The following is a 15657-nucleotide window of genomic DNA, read 5'->3' on the forward strand; positions in this document are numbered from 1 at the left end:
GGCGGTCAGCGGTCCTCGCGCGGGTCGTCGTCCTCAAGGCTGCCGTCGCTCTCGCGCAGGTCGAGGCCGATGTCGAGGATCGGGGAGGAGTGCGTGAGCGCGCCCACGGCCAGGTAGTCGACGCCGGCCCCGGCGTAGGCGCGGGCGGTGTCCAGGCTCAGCCGGCCGGACGACTCCAGCACCGCGCGCCCGGCGACCAGTTCGACGGCCTCCTTGGTCTGCTCCGGCGTGAAGTTGTCCAGCAGGATCAGGTCGGCGCCCTCGGCGAGGATCGGCGGGATCTGGTCGAGCCGGTCCACCTCCACCTCGATCGGCACGCCGGGGAACTCGGACCGTACGGCCGTGAACGCCTCGGCGACACCGCCCGCCGCGATGACGTGGTTGTCCTTGATCAGCGCCGCGTCCGACAGCGACATGCGGTGGTTGACGCCGCCGCCGCAGCGCACCGCGAACTTCTCCAGGGCGCGCAGGCCCGGGGTGGTCTTCCGGGTGTCGCGGACCTTGGCCTTGGTGCCGTCGAGGACATCGGCCCAGGCGCGGGTGGCGGTGGCGATACCGGACAGCCGGCACAGCAGGTTGAGCGCGCTGCGCTCGGCGGTGAGCAGGTCGCGGGTGCGGGTGGTGACGCTCAGCAGCCGGGTGCCGGCCGCGACCCGGTCGCCGTCCTCGACGTGCCGCTCGACGGCGAACGCGTCGGTGCAGACGAGGGAGAGCACCGCCTCGGCGATCCGCAGCCCGGCGACCGTACCGGCCTCGCGGGCGGTGAAGTCACCGGTGGCCACCGCGTCTTCGGGGACGGTCGCCACGGTGGTGACGTCCACGCCCTGGTCGAGGTCCTCCTCGATGGCGAGGTGCGCGATGTCCTCCACCTGGACGGGATCGAGGCCGGCGGCGGTCAGGAGCGCGGCCAGGTCGGGGTCCAGACCGCAGCTGAGCGGGTCGAGGCCGTACGCGTCGTCCTCGTCCCCACCGCCGCAGCCGCAGGCGTCGCCGCAGCCGCCGCCGGTGGGGGGCCCGGCCGCGAGCCCGCCGATCTGGAGGAGGGGGAGGTCGTCGGAGGTGCTGCTCACGGGGTGCGCTCCGTATCCGGGGAGGGGGTGGGGACGGGGGTGACAGGGGATGTGGGGTGGTGCTCGTGGTGGTGCGTGGGGGCGGTGCGGTCCGGGCCGGCCGCCGCCGGACCGGCGACGGTGGCCGGGAAGGCGGCGGTCCCGGTCGTGCGGACGCGCAGCGCGCGGTCCGCGTCGAGGGTGATGCGGAAGTGGCGGCGCCAGGAGGCGTCGTCCCGGTCGGGGTGGTCCTCGCGCCAGTGGCAGCCACGGGTCTCCTCGCGGCGCCGCGCCGCGGCGACCAGCACCTGGGCGACACACAGGAGGTTGGTCGCCTCCCATGCCTCCACACCGGGCTCCGGGGTCTTGCCTGCGGGGGCGGCCTCGGTGGTGCCGGTGGTGCCGCTGGCGGTCCCGGTGGTGCCGGTGTCGCTCACGGTCCCGGTGTCCGGTTCGGCCGGGGTCCCGGGCCCGGCCGCATCGCGGTGGAGGCGGTCGAGTGCGGCGGCGGCCCGGTCGAGGCTCTCGGCGCTGCGCAGCACGCCGGCGCCGGCGGTCATGATCCGCTGCACGGCGCCGCGGGTCTCGGGCGCGACGAGGCGCAGGGGGGTGGACGCCGGGGCGGGCACCGGGGCGGAGGCCGGCGAGCTGTCGTGGCGCGTACCGGGGCCGTCCGTGGCGGTGGCGTCCGCGCCGCCGTCGTCCACGCCGCCGTCGCCGTACGCCGGGTCCGGGGCGGTCCCCGAGACGATGTCCGCGGCGATCCGTTCCGCGAAGACCAGGCCCTCCAGGAGGGAGTTGGAGGCGAGCCGGTTGGCGCCGTGGACGCCGGTGCAGGCGACCTCGCCGCAGGCGTAGAGGCCCGGCACGGTCGTCCGCCCGTACAGGTCGGTGCGTACGCCGCCGGAGGCGTAGTGCGCGGCGGGGGCGACCGGGATGGGCTCGGTGACCGGGTCGATGTCATGGTCGCGGCAGGCGGCGAGGATGGTCGGGAAGCGGTTCCGCCACATCTCGGCGCCGAAGTGGCGGGCGTCCAAGTACATGTGGTCGACGCCCTGTTCGTGTGCCCGGCGCATGATCGCCTTGGCGACGATGTCGCGCGGGGCGAGCTCGGCGAGTTCGTGCCGGCCGACCATGAAACGGGCGCCGTCGGCGTCGACGAGATGGGCGCCCTCACCGCGTACCGCCTCGGAGATCAGCGGCTGCTGGCCCTCGGCGTCCGGCCCCAGGTAGAGGACGGTGGGGTGGAACTGGACGAATTCGAGGTCGGACACCTCGGCGCCGGCGCGCAGCGCCAGGGCCACCCCGTCGCCGGTGGAGACGGCCGGGTTGGTGGTGGCGGAGAAGACCTGGCCCATCCCGCCGGTGGCCAGGATGACGGCCGGGGCGTGCACGGCCCCGACGCCGTCGTGCTGGCCCTCGCCCATGACGTGCAGGGTGACACCGGCGGTGCGGCCCGCGGCGTCGGTGAGCAGGTCGAGGACGAGCGCGTTCTCGACGGTGCGCAGCGCGGCGGTGCGGACGGCCTCGACGAGGGCGCGGGAGATCTCCGCTCCGGTGGCGTCGCCGCCGGCGTGCGCGATGCGGCGGCGGTGGTGGCCGCCCTCGCGGGTGAGGGCTATCTCGTCGGTGCCGGGCGCGGTGTCGAAGCGCGCGCCGCTGCCGATCAGCCGGTGGACGGCGGCCGGCCCTTCGGTGACCAGGGCCCGTACGGCCGCCTCGTCGCACAGGCCGGCGCCGGCGACGAGGGTGTCGGTCAGATGCTGTCCGGGGGTGTCGTCCGCGCCGAGTGCCGCGGCGATACCGCCCTGGGCCCAGCGGGTGGAGCCGTCGTCGAGGCGGGCCTTGGTGACGACGACGGTCCGGCGGCCCGCGGCGGCGCAGCGCAGCGCGGCGGTCAGCCCGGCCACACCGGATCCCACGACGACGACATCCGCGTCGATGGACCAGCCGGGGGCGGGGGCGGTCAGGCGTATGCCGGGGAGGGCGGCTTCGGTACCCGTGCAGGTGCCGGAGCCGGTGCCGGTGCCGGTGCCGGTGGCGGTGGCGGTCATCGGGTCGCTCCGAGGGGGCCTTGGGGGGTGGTGGGTGTTGTAGGTGCGGACGTTGGGGGTGTTGGGGGTGTCGCGGAGGAAGAGGTTGTGGTTGCGGAGGTGGGGCCGGTGTCCGTACCCGTATGCCGCTCCGTATCCGTACCCGTATGCCGCTCCTTGTCCGTGCCCGTGTGCCGCTCCGTGTCGGTGTCTGCCGGGCTGCCGGGGGGCGTAGCGCCGAAGGTGAGGCGGATGTTGTCGATGAGACGGGTGGTGCCGACCTTGGCGGCTACGGCGAGGATCGCCTCCCCCTCGTACCCGTCCGGGATCTCGGTGAAGTCGGACGGGTCGACCAGGGCCAGGTAGTCGAGGACGAGCGGCGGGTCGAGGTGGGCGGCATCCGTGAGGACCGCGCGGGCCGCGGCGCGGGCGACGGCCGGGCCGTGCGGCGGGCCGGCCGCGTACGCCACGGCGTGCGCGTCGGCGGCGGCCCGGTCCTCGCCGAGGGCGGCGAGTGCCGCGGAACGGTGGTGTGCCCGGTGGCCGGTGGAGGTGGCGCGGGCGCGCAGCGCCTCTTCGGCCGCGAGCCGGTCGCGGGCCGCGAAGAGCGCCGCGGAGAGCGCGAGGGCGGTGTGCCGCTCCGCGCGGGAGAGGTAGCGGTTGCGGCTGGAGAGGGCGAGGCCGTCGTCCTCGCGGACGGTGGGGACACCGACGATCTCGACGGGGAAGTTGAGGTCCGTGGCCATCCGTGTGATGACGGCGAGCTGCTGGGCGTCCTTCTGCCCGTAGAGCGCGGTATCGGGTGCGCAGAGGTGCAGCAGCTTGGCGACGACGGTCAGGACGCCGTCGAAGTGCCCGGGGCGGCTGGCGCCTTCCAGGAGGGTGCCCATGGGGCCCGCGGAGATCCGGATCTGCGGTTCGCCGCCCGGGTAGACCTCGTCGGCGGACGGCGCGAAGACGGCGTCCGCGCCCGCCGCCGCGGCGAGTGCGACGTCCGCGTCCAGGGTGCGCGGGTAGCGGTCGAGGTCCTCGCCCACGCCGAACTGGAGCGGGTTGACGAAGACCGTCACCACGACCTGCCCTCGCGGCCCGACCCGGCCGCGGGCGGCGCGGATCAGCGTGGCGTGGCCCTCGTGCAGGGCGCCCATGGTCATGACGACGGCGCGCGGGCCGCTGCCGCGCGGGAGCGCACGCAACTCGGCGGCGGTGTGTACGAGTTCCGTACGGGAGGTGGGGTTGGGGGTGGGGGTGGCGTTGGCGGTGGGCAGCGGGTCCGCGGGGGAATGCGGGTGGGGGTGGGGGGACGGGTGCGGGGTGGTCATCGGCGGCCTCCCGCGGGGCCGTCGCCGGAGGCGTCCGGGCCGTCCGGGCCGTCCGGTCCGTCCACGTCGGGGCCGGGGCCAGGGGCAGTCGGGCCGCCGGGGGGCCGGCCGTGGGACACGTCGGCGAGCACGCCGAGCAGGTCCTCGGCCAGCTCCGGCTTGAGGAGGCCGTGCGCCAGCGCCCGGTCCGCGGTCATCCGGGCCATCGCGAGATACCCGGCGACGCTCTGCGGCGCGTACTTGCGCAGCTCGGCGACATGGGCGGCGACGGTGCCCGCGTCACCGCGCGCGACCGGGCCGGTCAGCGCGTCGTCCCCGGAGCGCAGCGCGTTGTCCAGGGCCGCGCCGAGCAGCGGGCCGAGCATCCGGCCGGGCGCCTCGACCCCGGCCGTGTGCAGCAGTTCCATCGACTGGGCGACGAGCGTGACCAGGTGGTTCGCCCCGATGGCGAGGGCCGCGTGGTAGAGCGGACGGGCGGATTCCGTGATCCACACGGGCTCGCCGCCCATCTCGATGACCAGCGCCTCGGCGGCCATCCGCAGCGCGTCGGGCGCGGTCACCCCGAACGAGCAGCCGACCAGCCGCTGGACGTCCACGGAGGTGCCGGTGAAGGTCATGGCGGGGTGCAGGGCGAGCGGCAGGGCGCCGGCCCGGGTCGCCGGGTCCAGCACGGACGTTCCGTAGCGCCCGGAGGTGTGCACGAGCAGCTGTCCCGGGCGTACGGCGCCGGTCTCCGCGAGGCCGCCGACCAGGTCGGCGAGGGCGTCGTCGGGGACGGTCAGCAGGACGAGGTCGGCGCGCGCGAGGACCTCGGCGGCAGGCACCAGCGGCACATCGGGCAGCAGCTCCGCGGCGCGTCGTACGGAGGCGTCGGAGACTCCGGACACGGCCACCGGACGGTGTCCGGCGAGGTGCAGTGACGCGGCGAGGGCGGGCCCGACGCGGCCCGCGCCGACGACTCCGACGGTGAGCCGGGCGGGGCGGTCCTGGGCCTCGATGGGTGGGATTGCATTCACGCGGCGATGGCCTTCCGTTCCAGTCCGCGGGGGGTACCGGACGATTCATCGCCATGCTACGCGAGTGTTTCCGGCGGGCTTCAGGGCTGTGCGAGGGGTGGGACGGGGGACTCATCGGCGAGTTGTCCACAGAAGTTTTCCACAGGGGTCGCGGACTTTGCGGGGGTGCGCCATGATCCATGCGACGGCGCGAACGTCGGGTGTACGAAAGGGCAGGTGGGGGCCGTGGACGAGGGCGGGCTGGACCGGGAGCAGGGCCGGAAGGGGCGGCCGGATCTGAACGGGCGGCAGGGGTCGGGTCGGCCGGATGGTCCGGGCGGGGCGGTCGGGACCGGGCCGGGTGGGCCGGACGGAACCGCTCCGGGTGCAGGCGGGCCGGGCCTTCGGAAGGCGGACGCGGAGGACGTCGGCACGAGCGCCCGAGGCGCGGGGGTGGCGTCCGGCCTGCCGGGGGCGGAGGCCGACGGGGCGGGCCCGGCGGGCGGATCTTCGGCGGAGCGGACGCGGATGCTGGCCGCGCGGCACGGAGCGGAGCGGGTGCTGGCGGGCGGTTCGCCCGGCCGGACGCTCCGCGAGCAGCTGGCCCGCCTGGTGGCCGACGCACCGGCCGCGTACGACCTGGCCGACTGGACGGACATCTACGGCAACGACGACGGTGTCGTCGGTGAGCTGGAGCGCAGGACCGCCGACGTCCTGGGCACCGAGGCCGCGGCGTTCTTCCCGACCGGCACGATGGCGCAGCAGGTGGCACTGCGCTGCTGGGCGGGGCGTACGGGCAGCACGACGGTCGCCGGGCATCCGCTGTCACATATGGAAGTGCATGAGCGCGACGCCTATGCGGTGGTGAGCGGGTTGCGCATGGTGCATCCGACGAGCGAGCCGCGGCTGCCGACCGCCGCGGAGATATCCGGCCTCCAGGAGCCGTTCGGCACCCTCGCCCTCGAACTGCCCCTGCGGGACGCCGGGTTCGTACTGCCGGAGTGGGCGGAGCTGACGGCGGCCGTCGAGGCGGCGCGGGAACGTGACGCGGTGGTGCATTTCGATGGTGCGCGGCTGTGGGAGTGCGCTTCGCACTTCGGGCGTCCGCTTCCGGAGATCGCCGCTCTCGCGGACAGCGTGTATGTGTCGTACTACAAGTCTCTGGACGGCATATCGGGCGCGGCGCTGGCGGGCTCGGAGGACTTCGTCGAGGAGGCACGGGCCTGGCGGCACCGTTACGGCGGGCAGCTGTTCCAGCAGTGGCCGGCCGCGCTGGCCGCACTCGCCGGGCTGGAGCGCGAACTGCCCCGGCTGCCGGAGTACGTGGCACGCGCGAAGGCCGTCGCGCGGATTCTGGGGGACGGGCTGGCCGAGGCCGGTGTGCCGTGGTTCAGGGTGCACCCGCAGGTGCCGCACACCCATCAGTTCCAGCTGTGGCTGCCGCACCCGGCCGCGGAGTTGAACGAGGCCGGGATACGGCAGGCGGAGGAGACCCGGACGGCGTTGTTCCGCACGTGGTCCGAGCCGGGCCTGGCCGGCTTGGCGATGACGGAGGTGACGATCGACTCATCGACGACGGAGTGGACGGCTGGAGACCTGCGCACAGCCCTTGCGGACTTCCTGGGGCGCCTCGGGAGGTGAGGACGAGGCCGACGAGGCCGACGAGGCCATGGTGCCGGTCGGGTCGGCTGCGGTGCCGGCGGGGTCGGCCGGGGCGGCTGCGGTGCCCGCTGGGTGGGGTGTCGTGCCTGTGGGGTGAGCCTTGGGGGCGGTCGGACGAGCTGCGGTACCGGCGGCGTCGGTGACGTCGGTCGGACGAGCCGTGGTGCCGGTCGGGTCGGCAGGGCGACCTGTCGTGCGCGTGGGGCGAGCCGTGAGGTCGGCCGGGTGAGCTGTCGTGCCCGTGCGGTGAACCCCGGTGCCGGTCAGGTGAGCCGCGGTGCCCGTGCAGTGAACCCCGGTGCCCGTGCGGTGAGCCGTGGTGGGGGTGGGAGGGGGCGCGGCGGGGGTGGGGGCGGGCGGGGGGAGGGGGCGGCGGGGCCCCAGATACGCGGCCAGAAAAGCGGCAACCGCCCGTGCCGCCCGTCGGGCGCGGACCGGGAGGCGGTCGGCGGGGTCGGTGATCACGGCTTGAAAGCGATGCCACTGATGGATCTCGCGGGCGGTGCGGACGGTGCCGGCGGCGGGCAGTGGCGGGGCGCCGGCACCTGTCTGGGCGGCGCGGTAGGCGTCGAGCATGTGCTGCTGAGTTGCGTCCATGTCCCTCACTGTGGGGTGGCCGCACGGTCCGTGGCGCGTCGATTGACGGGAGCCGTCAATCGACGATCGTGCAGGTCGTGGCCTCCCGCATGATGGGCGTATGGCCAATGTCATCGACATCACCGGACTGCCGCCGGAGCGCGTCGTCTTCGCCCCGTCCCCTTTGGCGGAGCTGGGCGCGGCGCTGCACGCGCTCTCCGAGCCGGGTCACCATCCGGGGCTGCACGGCTGGGTCACCTCGACCGCCGCGGGGCTGAAAACCGACCTTGCCGACCGGCTCAGCGAGGCGGACTTCCTGTGGCGGTCCTCGCGCTCGGACATTCTGCTGCCGGCCCGCCCCGGGGCGACGCTGGCCGAGGAACTGGACGCGATGGACGCGATCGACGACGAGCGGTTCGTGGCCGCCGCGTTCGAGATCACCTGCACGGGGAGGTACGCGCTCTCCACGCCGTCGCCGCTGGTCGATCCGGTCGAGCGGGCGCGGGTGCGGGAGATGGCGGCCGCCCGCGGACCCCGGCAGGCGGCCTTCACGGACCGGATGCTCACCGACCCGGACGGGCTGCGGGTGTGGCTGCGGCGGCTGTTCGAGGACTGCGAGGACGCGTTCTTCGGGGACGTCTGGCGGCGGGTGGGTATCCAGCTGGCCGCGGACGCACGGCACAAGACCGATCTGCTGCGTCACAAGGGCCTGGCCGAGACGCTGGCGGCGACCTCGGCCGCGCTCTCGCTGGAGGAGGCGCAGGACGGCGGCGGGGTCCGCATCCTGGTCGACAAGCTCGCCAGTGGTCGTACGACGGCGTTCGCGAGTGCCGCGGACCCCGGGGTCACGTTCATTCCGACGTCGTTTGGCTGGCCGCATCTGTTGTTCATCCACGCCCCCGGCTGGCGTCCGGTGCTCCAGTACCCGGTGGCGGGCCCGGAGTTGCCGGCGCCGGCCGCGCTGGAGCTCGTACGGCACCGGCTGGAGGCACTGGGTCATCCGATGCGGATGCAGTTGTGCCGGACGCTGGCGCGCGGGCCGCACACGACGGGTGAGCTGGCGACGACGTTCGGCATCACGCCGCCCGAGGTGTCCCGGCATATCGCGACCCTGAAGAAGGCCGGGCTGATACAGACGCGGCGGCGTGGCCGCTATGTGCTGCACCAGCTGGACCTCCAGGTGGTGGCCCGGCTGGGCAGCGACTTCCTTGAGGGCGTGCTGCGCTGAGGACGTGCCGCTCCGCGGGTGCGCGGCGGTTACGGCGTGGGACGGCCGGGACATACGGCTGACGAGCTGCGGGGCGGACGGGACATACGGCAGTCGAGATCCGGGGCGGACGAGTTCCAGGGCGGACGGGACCAGCACAGCCGCGGCCCCATCCGCCCCTCCCCTTCCCGAGCCCTCCCCCCAACTCTCCCCGCTCCTCCCCGGCAGCGCCCCGGAGGAGCCACTTCCTCAGCTCGTCCCGGAGGGGCTTCAGTTGTCCTGGAGGAACTTCTTCGCGAGGGCGTCACCGCGGCTGACCGCGTCGGAGTGGCTTTCGATCGGGGACGCCTGGGAGTTCTTGAACAGGATGTAGGTGACGCCTGAATCGGCGCCGCCGGTCTTCGGGTCCGGGTCGATGCCCAGGCCCTTGGCGGCGGCGTAGGACGCCTCGCCGATGATCTTGTCGGGGCCGGTGTCGCCGACGACCGCGTACTCGACCTTGTTGTTGTAGATGATCGCGACGACGCCGCCGCCCTTGATGCCGGCCTTCGAGTAGTCCCAGATGCCGCTGATGCTGGGCACGACGACGTAGGGCAGTTTCTCGGCGTTCAGCGGCTTGCCGTCGGACTGCTCGAAGGCGGTTCCCTCCTGGAACCAGGGGTCGGTGTTCTTGTTGCACTGTGCGGTGATCTGGCCGTCGCAGTCGACGTCCATATCGGCCTTCCAGAAGACCGCGCCGTTCTTGCCGCAGACCGGGATGGTGGCCGCGGTCTCCTCGTCCGTCCGGTATTTGCCGTTGGATATCTGCTGGCAGTCCTTGACCTTGGCCAGGAGATCGGCGGCGCCGACCGTGCCTTCCTGGACGCCGGCGCTCTTGGCGGCGGGCCGGGCGGTGGCGTGCGCGAGCTGTTGGGCCGAGGCGGGGAGGGCGGCCGCGGCGAGCAGGGCGGCACCGGAGGCGGTGGCGAGGGCCAGAGTTCTACTACGCACAGGGGAACCCTTCTGTTAGGAAAGCTTCCTTACCGAAGCGCGCCCAATCTGGCCCTCTTTACATGCTCGCGTCAACCCTCTGGTATGCACTCATCTGTCGCCGTCTCACCGGTCCCGCACGTGCCCAACTCCCCCACGCGCGGCACACTTGGGCGTGACGAGCCGCCCGCGCCAAGGCCCCGGCGCGCCCCGTTACGCCCCCGCCGTGCCCCCGGCCCGCACCAGCCCGGTCTCGTACGCGAGGACCACGGCCTGGACCCGGTCCCGCAGGCCCAGCTTGGTGAGGATGCGGCCCACATGGGTTTTCACGGTGGCCTCGGACAGCACCAGCCGCGCCGCGATCTCGCCGTTCGACAGGCCCTGCGCGACCAGCAGCAGCACCTCCCGCTCGCGGTCCGTCAGCCGCGCCAGCTCGGGGCGCTCCGACTCGGCGGAGGCCGCGGGCAGCATCGGCGTGAAACGGTCGAGCAGCCGACGGGTGGTGGACGGCGCCACGACCGCGTCACCGCTCCGCACCGCGCGGATCGCGCCGAGCAGTTCGGCGGGCGGCACGTCCTTGAGCATGAAGCCGCTGGCCCCGGCCTTGAGCGCGGAGAAGGCGTACTCGTCCAGGTCGAAGGTGGTCAGGATCAGCACCTTCGGCGCCCCCTCCTTCTGACCGCCCTCGCAGATCCGCCGGGTGGTCTCCACACCGTCCAGATGCGGCATCCGGACGTCCATGAGGATCACGTCGACCTGCGTACCGCGCAGCACCTCCAGCGCCTGCACCCCGTCGCCCGCCTCCGCGACGACCTCCATATCGGGCTGCGCGGCCAGCACCATCCGGAAGCCGGTGCGCAAGAGCGCCTGATCGTCGACGAGCATCACGCGGATGGTCATGGCAGCGGGGGATCCCTTCGGGGGGCGAGGCTCGGGAGCGGGACTCACCGGCGGCCTCAGGAGCGGTTCGGGCGGGGCTGGGGCAAGGGGCTGGGGCAAGGGGAAGTGACTCGGGCGGGGGCGCAGGAGCGGGGCAACAGCGTACGGAGGGAAAACCGGGTCAGGCGGGACAGCTGGGGCGGGCCGAGCGGTAGGGAGCCGAGCGGCGTACACGCGGCACGCGCGGCGGGGCGGCCGGCCTCACCGCCCGGGTTTGAGCGGGAGTACGGCGCTGATCCGGAAGCCGCCGCCCGGCCGCGGCCCCGCGTCCAGGCTGCCGCCGACCATCCCGACCCGTTCACGCATCCCGATCAGGCCGTGGCCGAGGCCGTCCGCCCCGCCGTCCTGGTACAGCTCGTGCTGCGCGCCCCGTCCGTCGTCCTCGACGAGGAGATCCAGGTCGGCGTCCTTGTAGCAGAGGCGGACCGTGGCGCCGACGTCCGGACCGCCGTGCTTACGGGTATTGGTCAGCGCTTCCTGCACGATGCGGTACGCGGTCAGTTCAACGCTGCTGGGCAGTGACCGCGGCTCGCCCACCACCCGGAAGTCGACCGGCAGTCCGGCGCCCCGCACCTGGTCGATGAGGTCGGCGAGCTGTTCGACGCCCGGCTGCGGGACGTATTCGCCGCCCTCCGGTTTCTCGCCGGTGCGCAGCACGCCCAGCAGCCGGCGCATCTCGGCCAGTGCCTGGCGCCCCGTGCCAGAGATCGCCTCCAGTGCCTGGCGGGCCTGGTCGGGCGCGGCGTCGAGGACGTACGCGGCGCCGTCCGCCTGGACGACCATCACCGAGACGTTGTGCGCCACGACGTCGTGCAGTTCGCGGGCGATCCGGGCGCGTTCGGCCGCCACCGCGATCCGGGACTGGGTCTCGCGCTCCTTCTCCAGCCGGGCGGCCTTCTCCTCCAGCTGTGCCCAGTAGGCGCGGCGGGTGCGGACGGAGTCGCCGAGGACCCAGGCCAGTACGAACGGCACGGTGAACAGGACCGTGAAGAACACGAGCCCCCAGACCGGCTGATCGGTGCGGGCTATCTGGAAGCGCCAGACGGCGAGGGCCGGGGCGATGAGCGCGCCGGCGAGGGCCAGGCGTGAGGCCCATCGGGTGGTGCCGGACGCGACCGTGTAGGTGATCACGAGGATCGCGAAATTGCCCAGGTTGGCCTGGAGGTCGAAGACCAGCTGGCCGATGCCGAGGACGATGGTCAGCAGCAGCATCCACTCGGGCCATTTGCGGCGCAGCGCGACGACGGTGGAGAGGCCGATGCCGACGACCGTGCCGATGAGCTGATGCGCGGCGCCGTGGAGACCGGACACGATCCACAGACCACTGAATCCGAACAGGAGGACGGCCCAGAAGGTGTCCACTCCCGTCGGATGTCTGCGGAAGAAGTCGTAGAGGCGCTGCACGTAACCCAGCGTAGGCAAAGCGGGTAGGTGCGCGGGTCAACCGGAGGAGCGATCCTGTGCGGCGGGCGTACTCCCCAAGGTGGAGACCGTATGCGCCATTGCGTCGGCCCCTGGGGTGACCTGCGTGGATCCGTCGCAGGTCCGGGCGGTCGGGGTACGCGGTGCCGGGCCGGGCGCCCGGCCCGTGCGGGTACGGGCGTATGGCTGCCCCGCGCGGGTCCGGACGTGGATCTGGAAATCCGTCGGCCCGCCGGCCGGTGCGCCCACCGGCCCGTGTCTCCGCGCACCCATGGGCCCGGCCGAGCTACGGACACCCGGCCGCCGCCCGTACCGTGGGGCGGGTGATGAACGAGTGGCGCGGCTGGCGGGACGCGGCGGAGGATGCTCTCTACGGACCGGACGGTTTCTACACCCGGCCCGGGGGGCCCGGCCCCGCCGGTCACTTCCGCACCTCCGTACATGTCTCTGCCCACTACGCCACTGCCGTCGCCACCCTCCTGCGCCGCGTCGACACCGCTCTGGGCCACCCTGCCGAGCTGGCGCTGATCGATGTGGGCGCGGGCCGCGGTGAGCTGCTGACCGGTGTGCTCGGCGCGCTGCCCCCCGCGGCCCGCGCCCGGCTGCGCCTGTACGCCGTCGAGCGCGCGGCGCGCCCCGCGGGCCTCGACCCGCTGATCGCGTGGCGGGCCGAGCTGCCCGCTCCCGGCTCGCTCACCGGTCTGCTGTTCGCGAACGAGTGGCTGGACAACGTGCCGGTCGATGTCGTCGAGGCGGACGGGGACGGTGTGCCGCGCCGGGTCCTCGTCCGTGCCGACGGCACGGAACGGCTGGGCGCCCCGGTGGGCGGCGCGGATGCGGCGTGGCTGGCCCGCTGGTGGCCGACGCTGGCCCCGGGCGCCGGTCCCCGCCCCTCCCCCGGGCTGCGCGCCGAGGTCGGCCGGCCACGGGACGCGGCCTGGGCGCGGGCCGTCCGTACGTTGCGCGCCGGGCTGGCCGTCACCGCCGACTACGCGCACGACCACGCGGACCGGCCGCCGTTCGGGACGCTCACCGGGTTCCGCGACGGCCGCGAGGTGCGCCCCGTACCGGACGGCGGCTGCGATCTCACGGCGCATGTCGCGCTGGACGCGTGCGCGGGTCCGGCGGCCGAGCGGCTGACCCAGCGCCAGGCGCTGCACGCCCTCGGCGTCGACGGCCGCCGCCCGCCGCTCGCCCTCGCCACCACCGACCCGATCGGCTACGTACGGGCCCTCGGCGCGGCCGGCGCGGCGGCGGAGCTGACCGATCCGGCGGGCCTGGGCGGCTTCGGCTGGCTCCTGGAACCGGTGGGCGAGGCGTGTACGGGGCTGCTCACGGCGTAGCGGAGGGCGTGCGGGAGGGCACACCCGCACCTGTCCCCCGTACTTGTCACGCCCGCTGTGCTCGTCACGCCCGCATCCACTGTTCCGGGGCCGCCTCCCGGCGTCCCGTGCGGGAGCGTTCGGCCTGGTCGGTGACGAGGGCGCGGGCCTGGTCCGCCGGGCGCAGGCGGGCGGTCACCACCGTGTTCGCGCCCGTGTCGACCGCGACGTCGGCGAGCCCCAGCCACCGCTGCCAGGGCCCCTGGCGCAGCTGTACGCTCTGCACCTTGGCGTGCGGCACCAGCGAGAGCGTGCGGGTGAACAGGCCCTTGGCGGCGGCGAAAACCGTGTCGTCGGCCGTGTGGCCGAGGCCGCGCCACCGCACCGGCAGGCAGAGCCAGGCCCGCCGCGGGGCCGGGCGCAGCGCCGCCCGGACGGCCTCGATGTCGGTCCGCGGCAGGACCTGCGCGATCACCCGCTGCGCGGTGGCCAGGTCCGCGACCGGCAGCAGCACGCCGTTGTGCGTCCCCGCGACATCCATCTCGATCCGCACCCAGCCCTTCCGCCGCCACAGCAGCGGCCGGACGATCCGTACGGCCTGGATGCGGCCCGGCGGCACCGTCTCGTGCTGCCGGTCGAGCAGCCCGTGATCCAGCCGGAGCCCGTCGGGGGACGCGCCGACCGTCCAGTCGTACTCGCTCAGATAGCGCCCGCCGGTCACCGCCCAGAGCGCCCCGGACGCGGAGACGGCCATCACCAGGCCCGTCCACAGGCTGTCCAGGAACTGCCAGGCGAGGGCGGTGGACACCAGCCCGCCCAGCAGCAGACAGAGGGCGGCGCCGTTCAGCGCCACCGCCGCGGCGAGGGTTTTCGGGTGCACCCGCGCCAGTTCGCGCGTCGGGGCCTCGCCGAGGTCCGCCGCGTCCTCGGGCGCGAACCCGGCGGCGCGCGCGAGGAGTTCGGCACGCAGCTCGCGCGCGCGCCGCTTGCCGAGGAAGGCGAGCTCGTCCTTTTTCTCGGTGCCCAGGACGTCGAGGGTGAGTTTGGCGACGCCCGCCAGCCGGGCGAGCAGCGGTTCGGCGATCTCGACGGCCTGGAGGCGGTCGAGGCGGATGTGTACGGAGCGGCGGAAGAGCAGGCCGCTGCGGATGCGCAGTTCGGTGTCGGTGAGGGCGTAGTACGTGCGGCGCCAGGACAGGTAGCCGTATGTGCCGGCGGCGAGTATCAGCAGCACGATGCCGGCCGCCAGCCAGCCGGGGTCCAGGCCGAGCGCCCAGTTACGGGCCCAGTCCTCTTTCACGAGAAACGCCACCCCGGCGAGTGGTGCCCAGGCCCGGAGCAGCGGCGTGACGGGATGCAGCCGCCGCTCGCGCACGGCGGGCCGGACGGGTGCCCCGGCGGCCGGCTCGTCCATGGCCCCCGTCACCCGCGTAGCCCCTGTCGCCCCCACTGCCCCCGCTGCCCCTATCTCTCCCGGTTCCCCCCGCTCGCCGCGTTCGCCGCGTTCTCTCAGGCCCGCCCGTTCTGCCTTCGGAGCGCCGGTTCTCCCCGTCACAGCCCCGCCGATCGTGCCTCGCCGAGTTCGGTCAGCCGGTCCCGCAGCCGCGCGGCTTCCTCGGGGGCGAGCCCCGGGATGCGCGCGTCGCTGGTCGCCGCCGCGGTGTGCAGCTGGACACCGGCCAGTCCGTAGCGCCGCTCCAGCGGCCCCGAGGTGACCTCCACCAGTTGCATCCGCCCGTACGGCACGACCGTCAGCCGGCGCCACAGCACGCCCCGGCTGATCAGCAGGTCGTCGTCCCGCTCGGCGTACTTCCAGGACCGCCAGTTGCGCGCCAGGAGGTGCCGGATCCACAGCAGGAGCAGCAGCGGCAGCAGTGCGGCCGCCGCGAACGGCGGGCCCGCCAGCCATCCCGCCAGCGCCCCGCCGGCCACCGCGATCGGCACCAGCGTCAACGCCAGGACCAGCCGCCGCATCCGCAACAGCTCTCGCGGCACCCCACGCCACTCCTCGACCGCCACCGAGCCCCCTCCCAGGACCGGTGCTGCGCCCGGTGCCGAACCCGACGGGCCGGAGCCCGCCACCGGTCCCACCGCCCCGGCCGGCCCGTCCTTCTCTCTCCCCGTATCCACCCCTGCACCCATCCCCACGCCATTCCTCCCG

General features: G+C 74.2%; 12 protein-coding genes. 3 read left to right on the forward strand and 9 right to left on the reverse strand.

Annotated features, from left to right (window positions below):
- Positions 1 to 5 precede the first annotated feature (5 nt).
- Genes nadC through ACLJWH_RS34625 form a run of 4 tightly spaced genes read right to left on the reverse strand, consistent with a single transcriptional unit; the run spans position 6 to position 5420 of the window.
- Complete coding sequence (gene nadC, locus ACLJWH_RS34610) at positions 6 to 1070, reverse strand: carboxylating nicotinate-nucleotide diphosphorylase (protein WP_411145757.1); 1065 nt, start codon at positions 1068 to 1070, stop codon at positions 6 to 8.
- Positions 1067 to 3103 carry an L-aspartate oxidase gene (locus tag ACLJWH_RS34615; RefSeq protein WP_411145758.1) on the reverse strand — a complete coding sequence of 679 codons (2037 nt, stop codon included), beginning with the start codon at positions 3101 to 3103 and terminating at the stop codon, positions 1067 to 1069. The genes nadC and ACLJWH_RS34615 overlap by 4 nt, the downstream gene beginning before the upstream one ends.
- Positions 3100 to 4404, reverse strand: a complete 1305-nt coding sequence (panC, locus tag ACLJWH_RS34620) for a pantoate--beta-alanine ligase (protein WP_411145759.1) — start codon at positions 4402 to 4404, stop codon at positions 3100 to 3102. The genes ACLJWH_RS34615 and panC overlap by 4 nt, the downstream gene beginning before the upstream one ends.
- The gene (locus ACLJWH_RS34625) at positions 4401 to 5420 is read right to left on the reverse strand and encodes a Rossmann-like and DUF2520 domain-containing protein (protein ID WP_411145760.1); all 1020 of its coding nucleotides are present in this window, start codon (positions 5418 to 5420) and stop codon (positions 4401 to 4403) included. The genes panC and ACLJWH_RS34625 overlap by 4 nt, the downstream gene beginning before the upstream one ends.
- A gap of 432 nt (positions 5421 to 5852) precedes the next feature.
- Here ACLJWH_RS34625 and ACLJWH_RS34630 point away from each other — a divergent pair, with 432 nt between their 5' ends.
- Complete coding sequence (locus tag ACLJWH_RS34630; protein WP_411145761.1) at positions 5853 to 7040, forward strand: threonine aldolase family protein; 1188 nt, start codon at positions 5853 to 5855, stop codon at positions 7038 to 7040.
- A 718-nt stretch (positions 7041 to 7758) separates the two neighbouring features.
- Positions 7759 to 8865, forward strand: coding sequence for a DUF5937 family protein (locus ACLJWH_RS34635; RefSeq protein WP_411145762.1), 1107 nt, complete (start codon positions 7759 to 7761; stop codon positions 8863 to 8865).
- 249 nt (positions 8866 to 9114) lie between these two features.
- On the opposite strand, the gene ACLJWH_RS34640 is transcribed toward ACLJWH_RS34635, so the two are convergent.
- The 3 genes from ACLJWH_RS34640 to ACLJWH_RS34650 all read right to left on the reverse strand — a co-directional run bounded on the left by ACLJWH_RS34640 (position 9115) and on the right by ACLJWH_RS34650 (position 12156).
- Positions 9115 to 9834, reverse strand: coding sequence for a glycoside hydrolase family 75 protein (locus tag ACLJWH_RS34640; protein ID WP_411145763.1), 720 nt, complete (start codon positions 9832 to 9834; stop codon positions 9115 to 9117).
- A gap of 192 nt (positions 9835 to 10026) precedes the next feature.
- A complete protein-coding gene (locus ACLJWH_RS34645; protein WP_411145764.1) occupies positions 10027 to 10713 on the reverse strand; it encodes a response regulator in 687 nt (228 codons plus the stop codon).
- Between the two features lie 240 nt (positions 10714 to 10953).
- Positions 10954 to 12156 (reverse strand): sensor histidine kinase, encoded by a 1203-nt coding sequence (locus ACLJWH_RS34650; RefSeq protein ID WP_411145765.1) that lies wholly within the window; start codon positions 12154 to 12156, stop codon positions 10954 to 10956.
- 344 nt (positions 12157 to 12500) lie between these two features.
- On the opposite strand from ACLJWH_RS34650, the gene ACLJWH_RS34655 reads away from it, so the two are divergent.
- Positions 12501 to 13517 (forward strand): SAM-dependent methyltransferase, encoded by a 1017-nt coding sequence (locus ACLJWH_RS34655; RefSeq protein ID WP_411145766.1) that lies wholly within the window; start codon positions 12501 to 12503, stop codon positions 13515 to 13517.
- Positions 13518 to 13581: 64 nt separating this feature from the next.
- On the opposite strand, the gene ACLJWH_RS34660 is transcribed toward ACLJWH_RS34655, so the two are convergent.
- Both ACLJWH_RS34660 and ACLJWH_RS34665 read right to left on the reverse strand, forming a co-directional pair.
- Positions 13582 to 14910, reverse strand: a complete 1329-nt coding sequence (locus tag ACLJWH_RS34660; protein ID WP_411145767.1) for a PH domain-containing protein — start codon at positions 14908 to 14910, stop codon at positions 13582 to 13584.
- 137 nt (positions 14911 to 15047) lie between these two features.
- The gene (locus tag ACLJWH_RS34665) at positions 15048 to 15638 is read right to left on the reverse strand and encodes a PH domain-containing protein (RefSeq protein WP_411145768.1); all 591 of its coding nucleotides are present in this window, start codon (positions 15636 to 15638) and stop codon (positions 15048 to 15050) included.
- Between the last annotated feature and the right edge of the window lie 19 nt (positions 15639 to 15657).

The sequence above is a fragment of the Streptomyces sp. x-80 genome (assembly GCF_046549095.1).
GTDB classification, from domain to species: Bacteria; Actinomycetota; Actinomycetes; order Streptomycetales; family Streptomycetaceae; genus Streptomyces; species Streptomyces celluloflavus.

Excerpts from the sequence above, each read along its gene's own strand:
- ACLJWH_RS34615 (WP_411145758.1), bottom strand. The coding sequence starts at position 3,103 with ATGACCGCCACCGCCACCGGCACCGGCACCGGCACCGGCTCCGGCACC.
- panC (WP_411145759.1), bottom strand. The coding sequence starts at position 4,404 with ATGACCACCCCGCACCCGTCCCCCCACCCCCACCCGCATTCCCCCGCG.
- ACLJWH_RS34635 (WP_411145762.1), top strand. The coding sequence starts at position 7,759 with ATGGCCAATGTCATCGACATCACCGGACTGCCGCCGGAGCGCGTCGTC.
- ACLJWH_RS34645 (WP_411145764.1), bottom strand. The coding sequence starts at position 10,713 with ATGACCATCCGCGTGATGCTCGTCGACGATCAGGCGCTCTTGCGCACC.
- ACLJWH_RS34655 (WP_411145766.1), top strand. The coding sequence starts at position 12,501 with ATGAACGAGTGGCGCGGCTGGCGGGACGCGGCGGAGGATGCTCTCTAC.
- ACLJWH_RS34660 (WP_411145767.1), bottom strand. The coding sequence starts at position 14,910 with ATGGACGAGCCGGCCGCCGGGGCACCCGTCCGGCCCGCCGTGCGCGAG.
- ACLJWH_RS34665 (WP_411145768.1), bottom strand. The coding sequence starts at position 15,638 with ATGGGTGCAGGGGTGGATACGGGGAGAGAGAAGGACGGGCCGGCCGGG.